Below are 24,659 nucleotides of genomic sequence, written 5' to 3'. Positions count from 1 at the left end.
CTTCCTATGTAATGCGTTCATTCTGTAAAGTTGGAAGTACCCCCGGGACAGTCGGACATAAAAAAAGAACGTACAAGATCTGTGTGTCTTATACGTTCCGTGAACATCCTTCTCTTTCTCCACAACATCCCAACAACAGACACAGATATTGACTGTATTCTGGAAGGGATCAACAAATATTTGCTCCTGCTTGCCAAGGAACAGATCAGGCTTGCTTTTGAACAGTCAGAAAAAGAGGTTCAGGATCTCAGGCAACGTACTAAGGAAGGAATGCAGACGGCAAGGCTTTCCGGTAAACAGATTGGACAGGCTTCCGGTACAAAATTTGTAACAAAGAAATCTATAGCAGCTAAAGAAATCATCCTGAAGCACAACAAAACATTCGGCGGATCACTCAATGATCTGGAAACCATTACTCAGGCTGGAATCACAAGAAAGACGTTCTATAAATATAAGAAGGAACTACTTTCTAAGATGGCCGGATAAGCGGATCAGCGTTGAATGTTTTGCTTCAATCCGGTATAATAAGAACAGGAATCTGACTTATTAAGAAGGGAGCGTGAAACTATGGACTGGGATCTTAAAATAACAGACATGGCAGGAGCTACACCGGAACATTCTGCTGTAATCGTAAATTTTGTTGCAGCAGTCAGACATCAGTTAAGAAACAGCACTTGCTATGTATATTCTGATAATGTTCAATACCGTTTTAAAGATGAAGAAGGCAATAACAAGATTGTTGTTCCAGATGCTTCCATAAATTGTCGTACAAAATCAAGACGAGGTAACACCTTTACAGATGCCCCACGTTTTGTTATGGAAGTCCTGTCACCTTCAACAGAAAATTATGATCGTACCGAGAAAATGCAACTCTATTGTCAGCAGGAAATCGAGGAATACTGGATTGTTGACTGGCGCAAGAAAACTGTTGAAATCTATGAATTGGATTATGATGGAGAAATTCCAAAATACTTCCTCTGGAAAACCATCACAGAAGAAAATAAAGACGAGCTACACCTGCTCCATTTTCCAAATATCAAGATCACTTTTGACGAGTTATTTGAGGAAATTGATTATTAATGGTTATATTACTGACCGTTTTTAGTGTGTTAAATTTTTAACACAATTGTATGCTGACCACCATCAAAATTGAAGCTTTTCTGAAAAATAAAAGTTGGCGATTCCCTATATAGAACAGGGGTTTACGCCAACTTTTTTATTATGTCTCTGATGAAATTCTGAATTGCTACAGGCTGCATATGGGATAATTCTGGATCATCCTTATTCGTTCTGACAGTAAAAGGATAATGTAATCTAGTCTGAAAAAGCTTATACCTGGCAGCAGTAATTGTTTACAGAGTGGAATAATGCTGTTATCTTCTGCTATAATGGCAGCTCAGAATATTGGTTATCGTACTCATATTCTGTGGATGAATACATATGAACAATCGTTCATGTGTTAAGAATTTATCATTCTCATTAACTTGGCACATCTGCTACCACAGCCGTCCCCGATCCACTCACAGATCCAGCCTCTCTCACCGTCCAACTCATGTCTCAGTCTGCTACAACTCACCATCACAACCGTCCGATCCATCACATCATCCATCTCACCTTTAGCCCATCCATTTCTCCCTGATCTTGCCTGCACTTTCTACGGATCTGATTCTCTTTTCACCCTCTCGAAATCGCCCCCCACCGGAACAACAACGGTTGTACGATAACTTGAGCCACAATCCAGCCTGCTGCCGTCTGCTCTTTCTGGTGATTTTCGGGTCGATTCTGTTCAATTCCCATGATCGAATTTTGCACCACTCAGAATGAATAAGCTGAGTGTTTCAAAGGATCTTCCGATAAATTATATGATATGAATTTTGATGGTGATAATCGGAATAATCGGTGTGATTATTAGGAAAATTATACCATCACTTCTTAATATACTTATTAATGACTCTCTTTTCCAATGTTTTTCCGGAATCTCGATACCATGGTAAAATCACTCCACAATACTTTATAATTCTGTGCATCTTTAAAGCTCATCATCATAAGTACATTTCCTCCTTCCTTCTCCTGTATGTACTTTCTGATTTTAATTTTAATTTCAAAAATATTCTGAATTTATTTTTCGGTGTAAAAAAAGATACACTATACCTGTGTATCAACAATCACTTTACTTTTGCTTACCTTAGCAAGCGGTGTTCTTCTATATGACATGGCTTAATAATTCTCAACGTGGTATATCCCACATGGCATATACACTACTCTTACCCCACATGACGTAAGACATATTACGTTTACTGATTATTTTCCAAGACTTTGTAAGGTACGCTTACAGCACATTTCTTCTGTAATCGCTTTAACCATAGCACCGTTGAGTAGAGTTGTAAAGAAAATTTATACATTTCAGCACTTAGTCTAAAAACAGATCATAATTTTCAGTAATTATCACTAAACGTCAATGATGATATTTTCAGTTCATTATGTTCTATGGGATAGAATTTTATCCTCTAAATTTTCTGTTGCGAACATATTTTCTGACTGTTATAATGACATATGGGTGTTGCCATAACGGTAGGCGGTTAGTCCTTCAGCAGAGGGACTGTGACCCTCTGATTACATAGAAACCCGGCAGGGAATCCACTGGAAAGGAGGGCTAAGCCAATGAGTATTATAGATTTTATTGCAGTAGTGAGCTTTGGCTTAACCTGCTTTAGCATCGGATACACATTCGGTAAAGATAATAATAAAACACAAAAATAGCCGCCCACGTCTGGTAAACTAAAGCGACTACTTTTGACTAAACATATATTGGACTAACCGTTTATCGGTAACACCCTTTTTCTATAATTATATTAACACGCATTTGCGTAAATGTCAAAATATCTTGACTACGAAAGAACTTTACCCTCTTAATCTTCAAAAAATTCCTCATAATCCACATCGAATAATTTCTGCAAGGCTTTAAGATCACTGGCTTTTATGTTTCTTCTGCCCGATTCAATATTTGCAAGTGTACTTCTGGACATACTGCTCCCCATTAACTGTAGCTGGCCTACAACTTCAGCCTGTGTCATGTTCTTTTTCATCCGTATATTCTGGATATTTCTACCGATTGGAATGTCCTGTAAAATCCACTGCATAAGATATACTCCTGTGACTAATTAGTAACTTTTGTATTGAGTATATCTGGAAAACATGATATTATTGTCACTAAATAGAAACAATCGTATCAGAGAGAATACAGAATCATGGATATCATAGATCAGCTTTACAACTCACATGTAAGTGCAGCTACACTGGACGCTCTGGATAAGTACCGTATACATAAGGATCAGGCTTTACATGGTTATCATGCTCTTAAAGAACAGCTCACAGACGATCAAGCGGCCGCTTTGGAGCAGATCATGGATGAGAACCTTATGGGAACATACAAAATATATTTAAAAAAAGCCAATAACAAAAACGGCTTCATTATTACCAATATCAAACAAACTGTAAATAAAAAGAACTCTCTTTAGTCTTTTCACAGATGGGCAGATTCCTAAATTTGGGATCTGCTCTTTTTCGCCTTCTAATTCGTCCTATAAGCCATTTTTACTCTTCAGATGGATAAACTCTCGTCTCATTACTTTCAATCCCTTTACAGAGCAAATACGTGCTCACAGGCCAGCTATATATACAAGTTCCGGGCAAAGATGTGAATAATGGATAAATGACAGATAAACGATACGAAAATTCTGTGTAAAAATTCAAAATAAAAAGTAAAAAAAGGCTCATGACTTGTCCATAAACTGTACTACTACAGCCTCGACTTATCATGAGCCTTGAAATTCGTCTCTCATATACTACGGCAGATGGGTTATTTGCTGAAAAGGTTCTATCGTATATGCAGGATTTTTTCTACGCCATTTTTTCTTGTTATTTACGCCATTTTTACCCCATTTTTGTAAAAACTTACGTGAATTTACGGTAACTTATGTGAAGTTATCCGCCCTCTTCCATTTTCATGTCAAAATCCTCAGAAATGGCTCAACCATGCGGGTTTCAGCACTCTTACAGTTCCTTAAAATCCGGTGTTCCATACAGGTCGTATGGGGTGCTCTGGTATACGTAATAATTCAGCCAGTTTGTATACAGATTGTTGGCATGTGCTCTCCAGGTAAGCAATGGCTTGTTATTTGGATCATCGTCCTGGTAATAATTTTTGGGAATGTCGATCGGGAGTCCCTTGGCAAGATCACGTTTGTATTCTCCATCCAGAGTTACACGATCATATTCCGGATGTCCCATGACAAAAATCTTACGTCCACCTTCTGCCATTGCCAGAAACAACCCCGCCTCATCGCTCTCTGCCAGTACCGTTAGATCTTTGCATGCATGGATATCAGCAATAGGAACTTCCGTATGTCTGGAATGAGGTGCAAGAAACACATCATCAAAGCCACGCACCAGCGGAATCTTTCGATTTAATACTTTATGCCAGAAAAGGCCAAACATTTTTTTATCCAGAGGTTTTTTCTCAAGACCATAAAAATAATACAGGCTCGCCTGGGCCGCCCAGCAGAGAAAAATGGTAGAAGTTACATGCTTCTCTGTCCAGCCCATGATTTCCGTCAGTTCCTTCCAGTAGTCTACTTCTTCAAACGGCATCTGTTCAACTGGTGCTCCGGTAATGATCATTCCATCAAATTTACGTTTCTTTATGTCTGTAAATGTTTCATAAAATTTATTAAGATGACTGAGGGAAGTATTCTTCGCCTCATGGCTCTCCACAGCCATAAAAGTCACATCAACCTGCAGTGGTGTGTTGGAAAGAGAACGCAGAAGCTGCAGTTCTGTCTCCTCTTTCAGAGGCATCAGATTCAGGATCAGAATCTGGATTGGACGGATATCCTGATGCATGGCACGTTTTTCATCCATCACAAATATATTTTCTCTCTCAAGGATCTCCTTTACTGGCAGATCCCCCTGTGTTTTGATCGGCATTGTTAGCCCTCCTTTATATATGTAAAGCGGTCTTTCTTATTTTTTATATAGAAACCGCTCTGCTGTTTTTACCGTAATGTAGATATCTTTAATCCGCATTTCCCGCAGTTTTTATCATAATCACTGCTTTCCCACAAGATTCAGAAAATCTTCTTCTGAAAGGATCGGGATTCCCAGTTCCCTGGCTTTTTTGTTCTTGGATGAACTGGACTGGATATCATTGTTGATCAGATAATTTGTCTTCTTGGTCACAGACCCCGTCACTTTGCCACCCAGAGACTCGATGAGTTCTTTGGCTTCACTTCGATTTCCGAAATGTACCAGGCTTCCCGTGATCACAAAATTCATTCCCGCAAAAATCTGTTCCTGCTTCGGTCCTTCATCCTGAATATGCAAAAAGCTCATAAGATGATCCAGACGACGGTTATTCTCTTCATCCTGGAAATAGGAAACCAGATTTCCGGCGATCACAGGTCCGATCGTATCAATTTCACTGATCTCTTCCAGGCTGGCATGACGGATCTTTTCAAGATCATTATTAAAATAGCGGCAGATCACTTTTGCATTGGCAAGTCCAATATTTGCGATTCCAAGACTGTAGATCACTCTCGGAAGCGTTGTTTCTTTCGCCCGTTCAAGGCTTTCTATAAAATTATCATAGGATTTCTGTCCAAATCCTTCCATCTCTACAATTTCATCCCGGTATCGGTTGATCTCAAAAATATCACCAAAATCGTGAATAAAACCACGGGCGATAAATTTCTCCAGTGTCGCTTCTGAAAGTCCGTCGATATTCATTGCATCTCTGCTGGTAAAAAGGCCAAAAGACTTGATTTTTTTGGCTGGGCACCCCGGATTAACGCAAAAAAGACATTCCACATCATTTTCTTTCTTCACAACAGTTTCCTGTCCACACGCCGGACAGATATGCGGAACCGGTGCATTACCACTTCCTGTCAGATTCTCCGCGATCTGTGGAATGATCATATTCGCCTTGTATACACGGATCGTATCCCCGATTCCAAGTTTCAGCTCTTTCATAATGCTGATATTATGCACACTGGCCCTGCTTACCGTCGTGCCTTCCAGTTCTACCGGTTCAAAAACAGCTACCGGATTGATCAGGCCTGTTCTGGACGGGCTCCACTCAATTTCCAGAAGTTTCGTATCACGCATCTCATCTGCCCATTTAAATGCCATGGCATTTCTGGGAAATTTAGCTGTAGTTCCAAGAGATTCTCCATAGGCAATATTGTCATACAGAGCCACCAGTCCATCTGATGGAAAATCATTCTTCGTAACTGCTTCCGCAAAATAATCCATAGCTTCATCCAGAGTATCTGCTGTAACTTTACGGTACTCTACCACATCAAATCCCTGGGCATTCAGCCACTGAAACTGCACTTCTCTGGAATTCTGGAAATCCACACCCTCTGCACTCACCAGAGAGAATGCATAAAACCGTACATTCCTCTTTGCCGTAATCTCATTATTCAGCTGACGCACGGAACCACTGCAGAGATTTCTGGGATTTTTGTATTTGGCATCTGCATCACCGATCGTTTCATTGATCTTCTCAAAATCGGAATACGTAATGATCGCTTCTCCACGAAGTACCAATCTTCCTCTGAACGAAATCTTAAGCGGAATATTTTTGAAAACTCTTGCATTGTTGGTAATGACCTCTCCCACAATACCATTTCCTCTGGTAACTGCCTTTACCAGCTCTCCGTTTTCGTAGGTGAGCACTATCGTAAGTCCATCCAGTTTCCACGAAAGAAGCGTTGGATGTTCTCCGACAAACTCCCGCAGTGCTTCCCGATCCTTTGTTTTATCCAGAGAAAGCATCGGTCTCTCATGTTCTTCCTTGGGAAGCTGATCTACCGCTTCATAGCCGACATTAACGGTCGGACTGTCTGCCAGAACGATTCCTGTCTCTTCTTCCAGTGCGCTCAGTTCGTCGTACAGAGCATCGTACTCCACGTTTGGCATGATCTCCCTGTCTTCCTGATAGTACGCCCTGGACGCTTCCCGGAGCTTTTTTCCCAGCTCTTTCATTCTTTTTATGGATGTTTCGTTCATGGCCTTCCTCCGTCTTTCTTTCTGTTTTTGCGGAGGAAAGCATTTCCTCCAGCTGTTTTCTCTCTTCCGGCCTGATCTCACGGTATTTCCCCGCTTCCAGCCCGTCAATATGCAGGTTCATGATCCGAACTCTTTTTAATGTTGTGACTTTATATCCAAAATATTCACACATACGTCGGATCTGACGGTTCAGTCCCTGCGTAAGAATAATCCTGAAGCTGTTCTTTCCGGTTTTTATGACTTTACAGGGACGTGTAACTGTGCCCAGGATCGGCACTCCACTGCTCATTCCCTGTATAAACGCTTCTGTTACCGGTTTATTCACTGTTACACAATATTCTTTCTCGTGATAATTTCCCGCTTTCATGATACGGTTCACGAGATCTCCCTGATTGGTCAGAAGAAGCAAGCCTTCTGACTCTTTATCCAGACGTCCTACAGGATAGATCCTCACCGGATAGTTCAGATATTCTGTCACTGTCATTTCATTGCGCTGCTGTTTGGTACTGCAGACGATCCCTCTTGGTTTATGAAAAAGAAGCAGAATCTTTTTTTCCTGTTTCTTTATTGGTTTCCCGTCAATGCAGATCTCCTCATCCGGAAAAATCTTTTCTCCTGTGGAAACGACTGTTCCACGAACAGTTACCCGTCCAGCCTCCGTCAGTCTGTCTGCCTCTCTTCTTGAACAGACACCTGCATCACTTAAATATTTATTAATTCTGATTTTTTCGTCCATTATTCTATTATATATTTTTTCCCTAGTATTCGCAACCGGTTATTTTCCTTGTATTTTTCTGACAGGTATTGTATGATAAACAAAAATGTAACAGTCAGGAGGAAAATCATGTCAGACCGTACACCTCATCTGAACCGACTGCTGATCTTTATTATTATTATTTTGTGTCTGATCTGTGGACTTCTTTTTACCCAGTCATCTGCTGGACCGTTCGGAAACAGCCATACTTCTGTAATCGCAGAAAATACAGGCGATATTGCTGTTCTTTCTTCCGACAAAGACCAGAACATTAAGCTGAATATATCTGGTACCGACATCTCTGTTTCACCTTCTGCCACTCCATCTCCAACCCCTGTCAAAGAACAGGATGCAGAAAATGTTTCTCCTGAAGCGGAAAGTGGAACCTGGACAGCAGATGGAACAAACTGGAAATTTATGGTAAATGGAAAGGCCTATACAGGCTGGCTTACAGATACCGATGGCCACAGATATTATTTCAACAAAAAAGGGATCATGCAGACCGGCTGGCTTGAGACAGGCAAAAAGCGCTATTATCTGGACGAAGACGGAATCATGCAGACCGGCACCATTACGATAGACGGTCAAAAGTACACATTCGCTTCAAATGGTTCTCTGAAAAAATAAGATCAGCATGGCAAAAAAAATGCAGGCTCTTCAAAAGAACCTGCATTTTTATTACATTTCTACTCCAACAGACTGCTGTGTACATATCCGGTCTGTCCATCATAATCGACCTGTATCCAGTCACCTTCCTGCCCCTTCTTTTCAACTTCCGTTCCTGCAGAAAAGCCACCGATAACTTCACCCTCTGGATCTGCGGAAGCACGAACATTACAATCTTCTGTGACTGTAAGCATTGTTCCTGCATCTGCAGAAGCACTGGCATCATCACCCAGGCCCTGAAGAAATTCTGCCAGAGAGGAATCTCCTGCCTGTGCTGCTTCATAATCAGCCTTCACTTTCGCAATAAGATCCTGAACATCTTTCTCTGACTCCAGTTTCTTCACATATGCACTGATATCTGCGTCTTCATCAGCTCCACCCTTGATCTTCAGATTTCCGTCACTGTCAGTTTCCACATAAAACTGGCTCAGCGCCGGAACCGGAGTCTCAATTCCTGTACAGATATAGTTAAAAACCACATAGACGACATACGAACCGTCCGTTAGTCCCTTCTTTGCGTAAACATCCTGTACTTCATACCCGTCAATATAATCCCTTGAATTAATCTGTGACTCATCGGCCGGTGTAAATCCGTCCTCAATTGTCTTAAGTGTTGCAATGTCTTTTTCCCCAAAAGCTTTATAATAGCTTTGAATCAGCTCGGTTACTTCCGTGCTGGCTTTTTCCATGGTTGTCTCCGCATTCGTATCTGTCGCGGGACTGGCGTCTTTCTTCTCGTCTGTCTCCCCATCATTTGCCGGAGAAGAAGGATCATTTTCCTGGTTACTTTGGGCTGTTTTCTGATCTTCATTGGAATTCCCCTTCTTACCTCCAACACAGGCGCGGACGCCAAAGATCAGAACAAGCACGATCACCAGAATTGCTCCGCCTAACATAAAATAGCGAAGGTTATCTGATAACCATTCTCTGAAATCATCCAAGTTCTTGTCCTCCTTATCATAACAACACGCCGGAACAATTCCCACTGTTCCGGGTAGCACACCTGAAGGGAATCGAACCCCCGCACATGGTACCGGAAACCACTGCTCTATCCACTGAGCTACAGGTGCATAATGAAAAACATAACTTCTAAATCAGGTATGAAATTATCAAAGTTGGCTTACACTGTCTTTGATTGTAGCACATAAACATAAAATTGTAAAGATTTTTTTAAACAGTGTACATTCATCACACATTTCATATTATTTCCGGTACAGATTCTGAAGTAAACTGTACCAGAAACATATTCATTTATATTTATCACACGAAAATATATAATACGGACTTACCGTATCCAGAACCTGGTAGCCGCCGGCCACCATATCCAGAACAAAATTTTCATCCGGAGGTACCATCACCACATATGTACAGTGAACGGCATCTGCCAGGCTGGAAGTCTTTTTTCCATCGGGGACTTCCGAAGTGATCTGTTTATACAGAACTCTTGCCTTCTTACCTACAGCACCATCCCCTCTGCGTCCGTAGGCCATTTTCAGGGAAGGATCATACACCCGGATATAGGATGCCGTATATTCATCTGCGGCGATCCGCACTTCCTTTCCTTCTCTGTCCTCATTGATCCGGTTACAGATCATTGCGATCTGATCCGGTACCTGCTGGCGGTTATAAACTCTTTCGAAATTTCCTGCTTTTATCATTCCGGTCCCAGAAGCAGCAATAACTCCTGTCAAAACCAGCACCAGGATCACCTGCGCGATCCGGTTGCGACTTCTTCGGACAAGCTCTGTAAAACCGCCTGCGATCAGCGGAACCGTAGGTAAAAGCCACAAAACACGCCAGTACACGATTTTTCCTATACATTTCATAATCACCCGTCCGGAAAACGGACAGAAAAACAATACCAGAAGAAAAACGGAATATAAAACCAGACTGAGACTGTTTTTTTTCTTTTTCCCAAAAATCAGTGCACATGCTCCGCCAAGAGCCAGAAGATACGGTATCCAGCCATTTCCCCAGTACATCCTCCACACATTAACTGTCCATGCAATTATTTCTTTCATTATTTTCTCCTATCGGATCATAATATACACAAGTCCAAGAAGCAGCGACGGCAGACAGCACAAAGCCGTACATGCTGCTTTCTGCAGACTGTGAAACCGTACCAGTCCCATGATCAGAAGGATCACCAGCATCATACAGGCCAGAATAATTCCCATGGAAGAAAGGAGGCAGCAAGAAATATCTGCCAGTAAAAGCAGCAGCCATGAATATTCCTGTTCTTTTTCCAGAATGATACCTATGCCAAGATATAGAAGCAGAGGTAGAAAAACCGATGCCAGGCATGCTTTTCCCTGCCAGATACGGATCATCTGAAAATTCTCAGAATTATAAACGGAATATGCCGAAAACCAGATCAGTACCGCACAAAAGATCATAAAGATCCCCCTCGCATGTTCATCCTCCGGAAACCACCGTTTCGCATACTGATACAGAACCAGATATGCCATAAAAATAAAGACTACAGGAAATATCACATGCGCCACAATTGCCGGATGAAGTCCTACAAGAGAACTGATCACTGCAAGAAATATCGGAAACGGCGACAAAACATACCTGCTTGGTAATCGTGTATAGGAATATCCGGTATACGGATTAATGGAAAAAACGGTATCCGTATGGACAGATGTTGTAGCTGTTGCCACATAAAAAGCGTCATCCGCATCCATATGAGCCAAAAATGAAGCAGCCACAAGCTGGAGTAAGATCAGTATTGCAGCTACAACAAAATAAAAAGACATTTTGCCCGTCTTCTCACCATTTCCCGTAAAACCATTCCGTTTTACCAGTGCCAGGACAATCCCCAAAACAGCAGCTGATGCCATTACAGCGGCAAGACTGTATTTCAGGACATGCAATGGCAGTTTAGCCCAGATTGCCGCCAGCGCCAAAATCTCTGCAAAGGAAAACATCATAAGATATCCTGCAAGAAGGTTCATTCCCATCGAACTTTTTTTACTTTTACAGAAGACTACCCCTCCGGCCGCCCACGGAACTGCCAGCAGCCATAAAGCTGCCAGCAGACATTTGATCACCATATTCATTTCTTCTCTCCGGCTTCCTGCTCAAGAATTCCCATCGCAACTTTTTCCGGAGTGATCGGGAGTTCACGGACACGGACACCGGTTGCATTGTAAACGGCATTGGCAATCGCAGGGCAAGGTGTATCGATTACAAGCTCACCGATGGATTTTGCACCGAATGGGCCGGTCTTTTCGTAACTGCTCTCAAACTCGATCCGTACTTTCGGGATATCCATACGGTTGGGGATCTTATACTGCATGAACGAATTGTTCCGGATCTTTCCCTTGTCTGTATACTGCACATCCTCATACAGGACCATTCCGATACCCTGACCGATACCGCCTTCTGCCTGCACTCTGGCAAGGTTCGGATTGATCGGGGTTCCACAGTCGATCACACCTACATAGTCAATAACGTCAATCTGTCCGGTCTCTTTGTCGATCTCCACCTCGGCAGCTCCTGCCATAAACGGTGGCGGAGAGATCGGAGAAGAATATTCTTTTACAACCTGAAGCTCACTGCAGACTCCACAGGTCGCTTTTCCCGCGATCTGCTGCAGCGTTACCTCTTTTCCATCTTCTGTGCGGACTTTTTCTCCGTCAAAATCAGATTCTTCCTCAGATACACCAAGCATCTGTGCACCAAAAGCGTGGATTCTCTTCCTGAGCTCTCCGCAGGCCTGGATCACCGCATTTCCGGTGGCATAAGTTGTGGAAGATGCATAAGAACCGGAATCATAAGGAGAAATATCCGTATCCACACTGAACACCACGATATTTTTCATATCAGTATCCAGACAGTCTGCTGCCATCTGTGCAAGGATCGTATCGCATCCGGTTCCCATATCTGAACAGCCAAGAGCCAGTGTATAGGAACCATCCTCATTTAATTTGATATCTGCTCCGCCAACATCGATCCCCGCAATGGAAGATCCCTGCATAGCCATGGCGATACCGACACCACGTACTTTTCCGTTGCCCATATCACGGAACGGATATTTTTCATCCCAGCCGATCATTTCTTTTGCACGGGCAAGACATTTATCCATGGTACAGCTGCCGTTAATCGGTACATCCGGATATCCCGGAAGTGCTTCTCCTTCCATCGGCATGTTCAGCTCACGGAATTTTACCGGGTCCATACCCATCTTATGAGCCAGCTCATCAGCTGCGGACTCCACAGCAAAAATACCCTGTGTGGCACCATAGCCACGATAAGCGCCTGCTGCCTGCATATTGGTGTAAACCACATCATAGGCAAAACGGTAGGCTTCTGTATGGCGGTATAATGCAATGGATTTATGTCCGGAAAGTCCTACGGTTGTAGGCCCATGCTCTCCATAGGCACCGGTGTTGGAAAGGGTATAAAGATCGATGGCCTTTACAATACCGTTTTCGTCCGCACCCATACGGATATGGATCTCCATCTCATGACGCGGAGAAGATGCGATCATGGATTCCTTTCTGGAAAAAACGATCTTGGACGGACGTCCGGTAACCCAGGTTACCAGTGCCGGAAAAACCTCACTGACAGAGGACTGTTTTGCACCAAAGCCCCCTCCGATACGCGGCTTGATCACACGGACTTTGGAAGACGGAATATTCAGCGCATTTCCTACGATCCTTCGGATATGGAACGGGATCTGTGTGGAAGAAACCACCGTCAGTCTCTGAAAATGATCCATATAACAGTAGGTACGGAAGGTCTCCATCATGGTCTGCTGATTTGCCTTTGTGTGGTAAACCTGGTCTACTGTATACGCACATTTTTCCAGCATGGCGTCCACATCACCCACTTCTTCTACATTGGAGGAGCAGAGATTCCGTTTATTATCTCCGCCGGCCGGGATCGGCATATACCAGTCATCCTCCGGGTGCACCAGGATCGGATTATCCTTGGCTGTGTGGATATCCAGAACTGCTTCCTCCACACGATATTTTACCTTAATGCGCTTCAGGGCTTTATCTACTGCTTCTTCTGTCTCACCGGCTACGATGGCAACCGGATCCCCCACAAAACGCACATGCTTATCTATGATATAACGATCCCAGGGACTGATCTCCGGTGCTGTCTGTCCGGCCAGGGTAAATCTTTTGTGTGAAACATCCTCATAGGTGAGAACACAGGCGATCCCCTCGATCTTCTTTGCAGCATCTGTTTTGATCTCTTCCACCCATGCATTGGCATGAGGGCTTCTTAAAATCTTGACGATCAGGCAGTCAGAAGGTGCAAGATCATCGGTATAGACCGGTTTTCCGGTTACCAGCGACATGGCATCTGTTTTTGGTACCGGCTTGTTTACGTATTTCATTTTCCTTCCTCCTGTCCTTTTTTATAGTCGAGAAATTTCAGGATACTTCTGGTCTGTCCCACAAATCCCGAACAACGGCACAGATTTCCGGAAAGATACTCCAGGATATCCTCTTCTGTAGGATCATCCAGTTCCTTTAACATGGCAAACACATTCATGATAAATCCCGGATTGCAGAAGCCGCACTGCTCTGCTCCCTCATTGGCCATAAAAGCTCCGAATTCCTTTGCTTCCTCCTGCATTCCCTCCAGAGTCACGATCCGTTTCCCATCTGCGCGGGCAGCCAGCATGGAGCAGGACAGTACCGGACGTTCATCCATCAGCACAGTACAGAGACCACAGTTTGCAGTCTCACAGCCACGTTTTACGCTGTAACAGCTGTTTTTCCGCAGGAAATCCAGAAGCAGTTCATCCGGACGTACCTCTGCCTGCCGTTTTACACCATTCAGCCAGAAAGTGATATTCATTCTGCTCTACCTCCGATCTCTTCCCAGGCTCTTCTCGTAAGGACTTTCACAAGAAGGCTTCTGTATTCCTTTGAAGCACGCATGTTCTTGTCTGTAGGAACATGTTCCACCGCATATGCGGCAAAAGAAGCTGCTGCCTCCTTTTTCTGCTGTGCATCCATCTGTGCAAAATCTTTTAAGATCCCCTCTTCATCTTCTACGATCATTGCTTTTCCGGGTCTGGCGCCAATGACAGTTCTTGCTTCTCCGTCAATCAGAGATGCCGCACAGGTGATTACCGGAAAATCTGTGGAATTGTTCCGCTGGCTTAAGTATACCGTGTTCAGCGGCTGTTTTTTCACAATGATATTTACCAGGATATCGTTATCTTTTTCCATGGATGCAAACTGTGCCAGCGGAATGGTTCCGCCATTGTACAGCTCCACCCAGGTATCCAGTGCCAGAAACATGGTCAGCACATCGGAAAATCCGAATCTTCCGAAAATACTCCCCCCCACTGTGGCACAGTTTCGAAACTGCACACCCACAATGTGCCGTACACTTTCACGGATAGCACTGTTTGTATAGGCATTCAGCTCTTTGTGGGTTTCCAGCGCATGAAGTGGTGTCATGCAGCCGATCACAAATGCTTCTTCTGTTTCTGTAATAGTATCCAGCCCAAGACCTGACAGATCAATGGCTGTCATGATGTTCCGGTTTCCCATTTTCAGCCAGACCATACCGCCCAGCACACAGGCTGTTCTTTTCTGGTTCAGTTCATATGCCTGTTCAAGGCTTTCTGCCTTTACGTAATTCTTTATCTTCAGCATACTTTATTCCCTTCTGAATTCTCATTCTCTTTCATCGCGGCTGTTTTTTCAGCCAGACATTTATTTTAACAGACCGTCAGCTAAATAGCTATTGTTTTTTCTCTGCTGCTGTTCTGACGCCGTATCAGTCAGCGATCTCCAGAACGATAAACTGATACGGTTTCAAAATGATCTCTTTTCCTGTGATCTCCGCTGTTTCCTGATTATTCAGAAGCACCTTCTTCATTTCTCCGGAAAGAGATACCTTCTGAGACTGTGCCTGCATATTTCCCAGGATCAGCAGATCCTTCTCACCGTTTCTTGTATAGGCGATCAGATTCTTCCGTTCTTCCTGATATGGAGTGAAGGTTCCGTATACAAGGGTTTCTTTATATTCCGGAGCTTTTCTCAGTGCAGTCAGCTTTTTGTAGAAAGAAAGGAGGGAGTCACTGTCCGTTAACTGGGTCTCTACATTGATTTCCTTATAATTGGGATTGACACCAAGCCACGGCTCTCCTTCTGTAAATCCTGCATTTTTCTCTGCGCTCCACTGTACCGGAGTTCTGGCATTGTCTCTGGAAAATGCAGAAGCAGCATCAAGAGCTTCTTTTTCACTGCATCCGGCACGGAGTGCTACCTGGTATTCATCGATGGTACTGATGTCATCGATCTGGTCCATAGAAGTAAACTCCATATTCTCCATACCGATCTCCTGACCCTGATAAATAAACGGAATTCCCTTCAGCAGGAAATAAATACCTGCCAGAAGCTTTTTGGAATCCGGGCAGCGGTCTTCCGGAGAAATATAGTGACAGACACCTCTTGGCTCATCATGATTCTCAATAATGTTGGAGATCATACCGGTATCCCCGATCTTTTTCTGAGTATGGAAAATACACTTCTTATACTCTTCCGGACTCAGGTACGGTTTGGATGCATACCAGCCATTCGCGCTCTTTCCATAACAGGTTTCCTCAAAATCAAACATGGATGAAAAATATCCGTTTTCTCCAATGAAGTCTTTGATCTCATCTTCCTTTTCATTGAAGACCTCTCCTACAGTAAAAGCATCATAGGGATGAAAGCACTTCTCAGCCATCTCTCCCAGGAATTCTCCGATTCCCTCTGCCTCCTCCAGCATCCTCTCGATATTGCAGAGCCCGTCTGCACGATCGGCAGGATAATCGGAAAACGGAAGCTTCTTCTTGATATTGATAATGGCATCAATACGGAATCCGCCAAGCCCCTTTTCCATCCACCAGCGGATGTTTTTGTAAACTTCCTCTCTTACCTCCGGATTCTCCCAGTTGAGATCCGGCTGCTTCTTGTGGAATACATGGAGATACTGTTTATCCGGATGTCCCGGAAGCTCTTCCCATACCGGACCACCGAAATAGCTCCTCCAGTTGCAGGGAGCCTTGTCATCCTTTTTGTCCCGGATATAAAAGAAATTTCCATACTTTCCGTCCGGATCCTTAATGGCCTGCTGAAACCACTCATGCTCATCGGAGCAGTGATTTACCACCAGATCCATAAGGATGTACATCTCTCTTTTTTTCGCTTCTGCGATCAGCCGGTCCATATCCTCCATGGTCCCAAACCGCGGATCAATCGCATAATAATCTGCAATGTCATATCCCTGGTCTGCAAGTGGAGATTTATAGATCGGGGAAAGCCAGAGGATATCTGCTCCCAGTTCCTTCAGATAATCAAGCTTGCTGATGATTCCCGGGATATCCCCGATCCCATCTCCGTTGGAATCATAAAAGCTCTTGGGGTATATCTGATATACCACCTTGTCATGCCACCATTTTCGTTCCATTTTAATTCCTCCTTATGCCTGTTTGATCATGCAGTACTGCTTTAGATCAAATCCTTTTTTCTGTACAATTCCGTATAATTTAAATCCGAATTTCTCATACATGGAAACATTTGCCGGATTATGAGTTTCCAGAGAGATCATCAGCTTATGCCTGTCCGCATAATCGATCACCTCATCCATCAGCTTCTCAGCAAGACCATGATGCTGCATCTTCGGCGCCACAGCCAGATAGATCACATGAAGTCTTTCTGCTGTATGAAGCTGGGAAGTCCAGCTGGAATTCAGATAATCTTTTCCCTGGATGAATTTCCGCAGGGTCGCAAGACTTGGATCCTCTTTGATCAGATAGCCATCTGTTTTCAGAAGGGCAAAAAAATCCACCATCAGATTATGTAAGGCTGCTTCATGCTCCGTTCCGTCGGATACTACCAGGATGCTGTTCAGCTCACTGCTGTCTGCATAGATCTCACAGGTCTCAAAAAACTCCGTAAGATCACAGGTAAAAAGCTCCGGCATCAGACGTTCTCTGGTATCCCTGTCCGGGATCAGTGCATGATACAGAGGATCCTCCGAAAAACATACGGTCAATATCCGGATCAACCTGTCCAGATTTTCTTCTTTCACTCGGTATAAATTATGGCTTTCCATTCTTTCCTCCAGGTATGGTTTTATTCTGTTCCTTTTTCAAACATATCGCTGACCTCGCAGATCAGATCTGTAAGCTTTTCCGCTGTGCGGATCAGATATCCGATATCATCCACATAATATTGCTTCTGCCTCTCCCAGGCTTCCCTCAGGCTTTGTTTTTCTGCCTCCAGGCTGTCACCCGGTTTCTTTTCTTTCAGGCTTTCCACAAGGTCATAAAGGTTCTCATGATGGATGATCCGGCCTTTTCCCCACATCAGACGATCCGGGGACTGCTTCATGATATATTCTGTAAAATGATAAAAAACTTCCCGTTCAAACTGAAATGCATAACAATTATTATCAATACTGTAAAAGGATTCCAGCGCAGGCGCAATCTCTCCTTTTTCCAGATATTCCATGGCTTCTTTCAGTGCATAAAGATTGTTCTGTACGGCCTGCTGGGGAAAGATCACATTGTCATCCCAGTCCAGACGCACCAGATAATCCTGGGATTTCCGAAATACACCGAGAAGCTTTTCGGTGATGGCATCGGCTTTTTTCCAGTCACGTTTTTCTTCCGGAATGCTGTTGAAGCGGCGCACCTGCTCTGAAAGAATGGCAGCTGCTTTTTTCGCTTCTTCTGTTTTTTCCAGAAGGAGAACACCGTTGGCGCCGGTCTGCATACACAGATCCAGATCCAAGCTCTCAATACTATCGGCCAGTGCCCGTCCGAAATCCATCGGCGGCAGTGCAAGACTGTCAATAGCAAGAAGGAGCCTCAGATAAAATTCGTGGTGGAATTTATATACTTCTTCCTCATAAACATCCTGGTTATCATACTGGGAATGATAATAATTTTCCATAAACGGACCACCGCTGAAATCATTGACCATGGACGGGATCCCGGAAATCGCCATGGTAAAATCATCCGACCAGGTCTCAATGGGATACAGTGTAGTCATACCCTCCGGATAAATCCCCTTCGGCATCTGCACTGCGTCCACAAATCCACGTACAAAATCCGCATACTCATAGGTACAGCGCACTGCATCCCTGGTGCTGTGTGCATGGGCCGGAAGTTCGAAATTCAGATCTGCGATCACATGTCCCGACCACTCTGGTCTTGCCTCAAACACCTGACGATAAGCGCCTGTGGACCAGTCATATTTCGTGTCGGAAATCCCCCATTCTTCTGCTGCAAGCGCACATACCACAATGGTATGGCGAGGTCTGTATCCACCGTGGATCAGAGCCCGGGCAATTCCGATGATCATTGCTACGGCCGCATTATCATCCTGAAATCCTTCAAAATAGGAATCATAATGGGCACTTAAAAGGATCATGGAATCGGAACTGGTTCCCGGGATTTTTCCTACAATATTATAGGTATACTGGTCTTTAATCACCTCTGTGTCCGCGTCAAATTCCACGGAAATCTTTGGAATCTTCTTTCCGTCCTCATTTTTTTCTTCCATCAGACGGCGGATCTTAAGAAAATCTGCTCTGGACATGGAAAAAGCCGGAGCACTGGAAGGTCCTGCAATGTCCTGTGCATTCAAAGCCGTATCGTCGATCTGTGCGTACCCTCTGCTCTGTACGGCAATGAGAGCTGCCGCGCCTTTTAAGTGAGCCTGATACACCGGATAATTGATCCACCACTCTTCTCTCTGGTTGATCTCGATAAGAACCAGCTTTCCTTTTACATCGATATTTTTATATTCGTCAGCAGTACCTTTTCCAAGATATACAAGGTCAAATTTCTGAAAGCCATCGGTCTTAAAATCCGTCTGGTATGCACCAAGCTGGATCTCATGCACGGTTCCCTCCTGGTCACGGTAGCGCATCACCGCTTTTTTAAATTCCCATGCATCCACACGGATCTTGTCTTTCTCTACCTCGGTGAGGCCTGCTTCTTTCATTTCTTTTAAAAGCATATCTCCGGTTTTCCGTTCTGCCAGGGAACCTGCGGTGCGGTATCCCAGAACCGGATTTGTTTTTTCCTGTTCCATGCGCTTGGCCAGATCATAGGATTCTTTTACATCCAGGCATGAAACACATTTCTCCACGATGTTCAAATTTACTGTCATCCCTTTCTTGGTAGTTCCCTGGTCAGCAGTTCTGTCCACTCCCGGCAGGAACACGCTCTTAACTGCTATAGATTATACCTTATCAATGTGCGGATTTCCAGATAAAAAAACATGATTTGTTCTGACAGGAAAAATCCCGTTCGTACAAATCACGTTTTTATCATATCTCTTCTTGCCCGGGCAGGCTATTGACGACAGTCTTAATCTGGCAAAATTTTTATTAACCGGAATACCGGAGCGCATCGATCGGTTTCTTGGATGCTGCCTTGTTGGCCGGATACAGACCAAAAAGCACACCGATCAGGACAGAAAATGCCACAGACAGCCAGACCACTTTCATATTCATGGTAAAACTCATGGAATTCTTCATCACCACAGATGCCACTTTCAGGATCACCCAGGAAAGACCGATTCCCGCAAGGCATCCCATCAAACTTACCAGAAGCGCCTCGATCAGAAACTGCAGCATGATGGTTTCTCTTCCTGCACCGATGGCTTTTCGGATACCGATCTCCCTGGTCCTCTCTGTCACAGATACCAGCATGATGTTCATGATTCCAATTCCACCAACCAGCAGCGAGATAGCCGCGATCCCTCCGATCATCAGTGACATAGTATTGGTGACACTGGACATGGCTTCCATGATCTCCGACTGGTCCACAATGGAAAAAGCATCCTCGTCCTCTCCAAAACGTTCCATAAGAAGTTCCGTAAGAGCATTTTCCACCGGTTCCAGACTGTCCTCATCGGTTCCGGATGCGTAAAACATAGTCACATCCAGAACATTATCCGCAAGTCTGGTCATGGTAGAAAACGGGATATATCCCTCCAGCTGTACCGAAGAGGAGGAGCTGTCAGAATCGTCCGAATCCGAAGAGCTGGTCACTGCCGCACCCTGAGTCAGTGAGGTGCTGTCGGAGAGCACTCCTACGACCAGAAAACTTTTCCCATTTAATTTGATGCTCTCCCCTACGGCATCTACACGTCCAAGAAGTTCCGTTGCCGTATCTTTTGTGATCACAACTACATAAGAATTGTTATCAATATCTGTCTGTTTGAGAAAACGTCCGCTGAAAAGTTCCAGTCCCTGGATATCCGCATAACTTCCTGTTATGCCGGTCAGTGTCATGGTTCCGTTGGAATAGCTTGTTTTTGCGGTAACGTTGGTCCAGGAAACCGGCGCCACTTCGTCCACTTCCTCCGGTTCACAAAAATCCGACAGTTCCTTAAGACGCAGCGGATTTTCCTTATCATCGGTAATGGTCACCGTCAGATAGCTGGAACCCATGCTGGAGATCTGATCCGTCACAGAAGAGGTCGCTCCATTGGCAATGGATACCAGCACGATCAATGCCACCACACCGATGATGATACCCAGCATGGTGAGAAAAGAACGCAGTTTGTTAGACACCACTGCGTGCCACGCCATTTTCATACTCTGAAAGATCATAGGCTCACCTCGCTGACTTTTCCATCGCGGATAAAAATTTTCCGCTCTGCCTCATCTGCCACTCCATTGTCATGGGTGATCAGTACAATGGTATTTCCATTGGCGTGAAATTCGTGAAACAGCTTCATGATCTCTTCCCCTGTAGAAGAATCCAGATTTCCAGTGGGCTCATCTGCCAGGAACAGAGAGGGCCTGGTCACAAGTGCTCTTGCAATAGCCACCCTCTGCTGCTGGCCGCCGGAAAGCTCTGTAGGCCGATGTCCCATTCTGTGAGAAAGTTCTACTTTTTCCAGAGCTTCTTTCACGCGACGTTTCCTCTCACTCTTGGGAATTTTCTGATAGATCAGCGGCAGTTCCACATTTTCCTCTGCTGTCAGTTTGGGGAGCAGGTTAAAACTCTGAAAAATAAATCCGATCTTATGATTCCGGATCTTTGCCAGCTCCCGCTCTGTATAATCTTCAATGGAAATCCCATCCAGGATATAAGTCCCTTCATCTGCGGTATCCAGACAGCCAATAATATTCATCATAGTGGATTTTCCACTTCCGGAAGGTCCGATGATGCTGACAAATTCCCCTTCCCGTATCACCATATTTGCATGATCCAGAGCATGAACTGTATCTCCTCCGATGCAGTAAGTTTTGCATACATCTTTTAATGTTATCATTCCGTCCATTGTTTCACCGCCTTACATATTCGGAGGCGTGCCGCCACCGTTACCGCCGGAACTTCCGCTTCCACCCGGACCTCCGCCGTTTCCTCCTGGGCCTCCGCTGTTTCCGGAGTCGGAATTCCCGCCAGGACCGCCGCTCATATCACCAAAATCGCCCATACCAGAATCATTGCCGCTTCCACTATCCGTATTTCCTGATTTGTTATAATATACGGTATCTCCTTCAGAAAGTCCTTCTGTGATCTCCACGGTAGTTCCATCGGAAAGTCCTGTGGTTACTTCTGTCTCGCCGGAAAGGTTTCCATCCTCGTCTTTCTCTGTATAGACAAAAACTTTATTTCCTTTTTCCTGCAGTGCATTGACTGGAATGGTGATTACATTTTCACGATTTTCAATGGTGATCGTGGCCGAGGCATTCATTCCCTGCTTCATCTCTTCATCTTTTGGTACAGAAACAGATACCGTATATTTTGCCACGCCGCCATTGACCGATGCAGTATTTCCTATCTCTGTAACTTCACCGGTAAATTCCTTGTCTTCAATAGCATCAAAGGTAACTGCTGCTTCCTGTCCAATCTCCACAGAATTGATATCCAGTTCATCCACGCTGACTTCCAGAGTCATGGTGTCATCTGGCGAAATGGTAAAAAGCGCAACATCTGTGCTGTATTCCGATGTGGAAAGTTCTGTACCGGATGTGGATGCGGAAGAATCTGTCTCCTGGGTATCTTCCGTCTGAGATGCACCGGAAGAAGATCCCGAAATATTGTTCGCGGATGTACCGGCACCGTTTCCTGACTGATCGTTTCCGCTCTGTGTGGAATTTCCATTCGTTTCGCTGGTACTGTTTGTTCCATTATCTGAGGAATCCTTTCCATTGGAAGAAGTGGAACCTGTGCCATTCTGGCCGGAATTATTCCCTGTCTGACCCGCTGCTCTATCCGTGATCTGATCTGCGTCATTATCTTTGTTATCATCGGCGTTCTTTCCGTTATCTGTGGAATCCGAAGTCTTTCCGTCACCGGAATCATCTTTTTTTATATCCTCTGTCTCTGCCGCAGTCTCCGGAAATGTAATCTGGAAAGACATACTTTTTCCATCCTGGGAAACACAGATGCCGGAAACGGTTCCCAAAGTAATTCCGGAAACACTTCCAGCCTGGAAAACATAGCCATCCCCTGCAGTAAGAGTAACCACTGCCTGATACACTGTTTTTTCCTGGAAACTGTCATCTCCCGGATTCCATGCCACCGTACCTGTATAACTTCCATCTGTCGCACTTACTGACGTAACAGGCGTCTGCCCGGTTACCGGAGCAGCGATCACAAGCGAGGATGCTGTGCTGGTGCCTTCTGTGGCAATGGCAAACTGCAGAGTTGTGGATGTTTCAGATGTATTTTCGCCGGAAGAATCCCCTTCTCCGCCAACATCTGAAGAAAAGTCTGTATCGGATGACGCCAGAGCAACAGCCTCTGCCTGCTGTTCTGTATCTGTCTGAAGGCTGATGATCTCTTCTGTCTCTCCGGTTTCCTGACTGTTCAGATTGCTATCAGCTATATTTGTCACACTGTCTGAGGAAACAGCTGCACCTGTATCACTGCATCGAACCACGCTTGCGTTTACATTTGCTTCTATCGCTGCAATGCTTGTAGTGCTGCCCAGTGAAATCAGCTGTACGGTGTTTCCCGCAGTTGTATCACTTCCAGATACTACATACGACATCTGCGAAACCGTCTTTCCGCTTCCGGAGCTTCCGGAAGAACTGCTGCCGGAAGAACTTCCTCTGCTGCTATCCGTTGTTGTACTGCTTCCTGCGGAAACATTCACACTCTGAACTGTTCCGGAAATTTCCGCTTTGATCTCCGGATCTGCTTTCAGCTGGATCAGTTTTTTCAGGGTTGCTGTCCTTGCCTCCCGTTTTGCAAGAAGTTCCTGATATTGTGTCTCATTGGCACTTCCTTCCAGAGTCAGCAGGGTTGTTCCCTCGGAAACACTTGCATTTTCGGAAACATTCACTGCGGAAACGGTACCGGAAGTCCCTGTGATTTCCAGTGGTTCGTGGATCGTAAGCTCCCCGCTTCCAAGCTCCTGTCCGCTGCTGTCTGTAACGATAACTGTATCACCATATGTTGTTCCGTTATCAGTAAGAGTAACCACGCAGTCTTCTCCACTGGCAGAATCCACAGTTCCTGTCACCTGCGTGCCAGAAGACAATGTTACTGTTACAGAATCTCCTGCAGATACCCCGGATACTCCGCTGAGAGAAACTGCCATTTTTCCATCCAGCGAAAGCACCATCAACGCACCGTCACTGACCATGATGTCCGAAAGATCAGAACCGGCAGATACATTGATCTTCTTTACACGACCGCTGACTGAAGATTCGATCACATTCTCCTCGTCACTGTCCTGGTATTCCTGAATGCTCTCATCCAGCTGGGAAATCTCATCCTGCACCTGCTCCATCGCCTCAAGGATCGAACTCTCATCCACAACCGCAAGAACATCCCCCTCTTTTACCTCATCTCCGCTCTCTACCATCACTTCACTGATCTCAAGACCGGAAGGCGCATCCTGATCTTCGGCCTCAGCAAGCTCCAGATTACCGGTACCCACAATTGTCTTGGAAAGATTCCTTTTTTTTGCCTCTGCGGACTGCGCTTGTGCTGTTACATTTTGTACCGGCTTCGTATGTGCCACTTTAAAATATCCCACAGTTCCTGCACCTGCCACGCAGATAACTGCCGCCGGGATGATCAACATAATCTTTTTACGCCGTCGTTTCATTCCTTCAACCTCCAAATATGCCATGTATGTTCTCTCTGTTTTAAAAATATCTTAATGGAAAAATATGTAGAGACTTTGTGTGATCTGTGAAAACCCGGTGAAAAAGGTAAAGTATT

19 protein-coding genes, 1 tRNA gene and 1 pseudogene are annotated in these 24,659 nt (G+C 44.6%); 4 read left to right on the top strand and 17 right to left on the bottom strand.

Going from position 1 to position 24,659, the window contains the following annotated elements; translation table 11 throughout:
- Window positions 1-81 precede the first annotated feature (81 nt).
- Entirely contained in the window at window positions 82-486 is a 405-nt protein-coding gene (locus GPK81_RS08750) for a hypothetical protein (protein ID WP_215706898.1), read from the top strand.
- A gap of 81 nt (window positions 487-567) precedes the next feature.
- Window positions 568-1,080 (top strand): Uma2 family endonuclease, encoded by a 513-nt coding sequence (locus tag GPK81_RS08745; protein WP_118064052.1) that lies wholly within the window; start codon window positions 568-570, stop codon window positions 1,078-1,080.
- A gap of 1,829 nt (window positions 1,081-2,909) precedes the next feature.
- On the opposite strand, the gene GPK81_RS08740 is transcribed toward GPK81_RS08745, so the two are convergent.
- Window positions 2,910-3,140: a helix-turn-helix domain-containing protein gene (locus tag GPK81_RS08740; protein WP_021978172.1), complete on the bottom strand. Its 231-nt coding sequence runs from the start codon at window positions 3,138-3,140 to the stop codon at window positions 2,910-2,912.
- A 108-nt stretch (window positions 3,141-3,248) separates the two neighbouring features.
- On the opposite strand from GPK81_RS08740, the gene GPK81_RS08735 reads away from it, so the two are divergent.
- A complete protein-coding gene (locus GPK81_RS08735) occupies window positions 3,249-3,518 on the top strand; it encodes a DUF6809 family protein (RefSeq protein ID WP_021978173.1) in 270 nt (89 codons plus the stop codon).
- 535 nt (window positions 3,519-4,053) lie between these two features.
- On the opposite strand, the gene metA is transcribed toward GPK81_RS08735, so the two are convergent.
- From metA to GPK81_RS08720, 3 genes and pseudogenes are all read right to left on the bottom strand, one after another.
- On the bottom strand, window positions 4,054-4,986 hold the full coding sequence (metA, locus tag GPK81_RS08730; protein WP_021978174.1) for a homoserine O-acetyltransferase MetA: 933 nt from the start codon (window positions 4,984-4,986) through the stop codon (window positions 4,054-4,056).
- Window positions 4,987-5,106: 120 nt separating this feature from the next.
- Entirely contained in the window at window positions 5,107-7,068 is a 1,962-nt protein-coding gene (ligA, locus tag GPK81_RS08725; RefSeq protein ID WP_215706897.1) for an NAD-dependent DNA ligase LigA, read from the bottom strand.
- 85 nt (window positions 7,069-7,153) lie between these two features.
- Window positions 7,154-7,804, bottom strand: a pseudogene (locus GPK81_RS08720) (pseudouridine synthase); the annotation flags it as partial.
- Between the two features lie 108 nt (window positions 7,805-7,912).
- Here GPK81_RS08720 and GPK81_RS08715 point away from each other — a divergent pair.
- Complete coding sequence (locus GPK81_RS08715; protein ID WP_174087792.1) at window positions 7,913-8,449, top strand: N-acetylmuramoyl-L-alanine amidase family protein; 537 nt, start codon at window positions 7,913-7,915, stop codon at window positions 8,447-8,449.
- A 59-nt stretch (window positions 8,450-8,508) separates the two neighbouring features.
- Here GPK81_RS08715 and GPK81_RS08710 read toward each other — a convergent pair whose 3' ends face one another.
- The 13 genes from GPK81_RS08710 to GPK81_RS08650 form a co-directional block, all read right to left on the bottom strand.
- Window positions 8,509-9,429, bottom strand: a complete 921-nt coding sequence (locus tag GPK81_RS08710; RefSeq protein WP_021978177.1) for an SH3 domain-containing protein — start codon at window positions 9,427-9,429, stop codon at window positions 8,509-8,511.
- Between the two features lie 57 nt (window positions 9,430-9,486).
- Window positions 9,487-9,558: transfer RNA gene (locus GPK81_RS08705), tRNA-Arg, on the bottom strand.
- A 177-nt stretch (window positions 9,559-9,735) separates the two neighbouring features.
- Complete coding sequence (locus GPK81_RS08700; RefSeq protein WP_215706896.1) at window positions 9,736-10,509, bottom strand: hypothetical protein; 774 nt, start codon at window positions 10,507-10,509, stop codon at window positions 9,736-9,738.
- Window positions 10,510-10,518: 9 nt separating this feature from the next.
- Window positions 10,519-11,550, bottom strand: coding sequence for a DUF6077 domain-containing protein (locus tag GPK81_RS08695; protein WP_215706895.1), 1,032 nt, complete (start codon window positions 11,548-11,550; stop codon window positions 10,519-10,521).
- Complete coding sequence (locus GPK81_RS08690; RefSeq protein ID WP_118168549.1) at window positions 11,547-13,841, bottom strand: xanthine dehydrogenase family protein molybdopterin-binding subunit; 2,295 nt, start codon at window positions 13,839-13,841, stop codon at window positions 11,547-11,549. Before GPK81_RS08690 ends, GPK81_RS08695 begins: the two co-directional genes overlap by 4 nt.
- The gene (locus GPK81_RS08685; protein ID WP_118070494.1) at window positions 13,838-14,308 is read right to left on the bottom strand and encodes a (2Fe-2S)-binding protein; all 471 of its coding nucleotides are present in this window, start codon (window positions 14,306-14,308) and stop codon (window positions 13,838-13,840) included. Before GPK81_RS08685 ends, GPK81_RS08690 begins: the two co-directional genes overlap by 4 nt.
- Window positions 14,305-15,117, bottom strand: a complete 813-nt coding sequence (locus GPK81_RS08680; RefSeq protein ID WP_215706894.1) for an FAD binding domain-containing protein — start codon at window positions 15,115-15,117, stop codon at window positions 14,305-14,307. The genes GPK81_RS08685 and GPK81_RS08680 overlap by 4 nt, the downstream gene beginning before the upstream one ends.
- Window positions 15,118-15,241: 124 nt before the next feature.
- Window positions 15,242-16,918 carry a glycoside hydrolase family 13 protein gene (locus GPK81_RS08675; RefSeq protein ID WP_021978183.1) on the bottom strand — a complete coding sequence of 559 codons (1,677 nt, stop codon included), beginning with the start codon at window positions 16,916-16,918 and terminating at the stop codon, window positions 15,242-15,244.
- A 12-nt stretch (window positions 16,919-16,930) separates the two neighbouring features.
- A complete protein-coding gene (locus GPK81_RS08670) occupies window positions 16,931-17,566 on the bottom strand; it encodes a GNAT family N-acetyltransferase (protein WP_215706893.1) in 636 nt (211 codons plus the stop codon).
- 20 nt (window positions 17,567-17,586) lie between these two features.
- On the bottom strand, window positions 17,587-19,686 hold the full coding sequence (locus GPK81_RS08665; protein WP_330627620.1) for a M28 family peptidase: 2,100 nt from the start codon (window positions 19,684-19,686) through the stop codon (window positions 17,587-17,589).
- 166 nt (window positions 19,687-19,852) lie between these two features.
- A complete protein-coding gene (locus GPK81_RS08660) occupies window positions 19,853-21,082 on the bottom strand; it encodes an ABC transporter permease (protein WP_215706892.1) in 1,230 nt (409 codons plus the stop codon).
- A complete protein-coding gene (locus tag GPK81_RS08655; RefSeq protein ID WP_215706937.1) occupies window positions 21,079-21,750 on the bottom strand; it encodes an ABC transporter ATP-binding protein in 672 nt (223 codons plus the stop codon). Before GPK81_RS08655 ends, GPK81_RS08660 begins: the two co-directional genes overlap by 4 nt.
- 21 nt (window positions 21,751-21,771) lie before the next feature.
- On the bottom strand, window positions 21,772-24,543 hold the full coding sequence (locus tag GPK81_RS08650) for an HlyD family efflux transporter periplasmic adaptor subunit (protein ID WP_215706891.1): 2,772 nt from the start codon (window positions 24,541-24,543) through the stop codon (window positions 21,772-21,774).
- Between the last annotated feature and the right edge of the window lie 116 nt (window positions 24,544-24,659).

Origin of the sequence: Blautia sp. MCC283 (assembly GCF_018785565.1) — a bacterium.
Lineage (GTDB): Bacteria > Bacillota > Clostridia > Lachnospirales > Lachnospiraceae > Blautia_A.
Note: the sequence above shows the minus strand (reverse complement) of the source record. Positions and strands in the feature narration are given on the sequence as shown.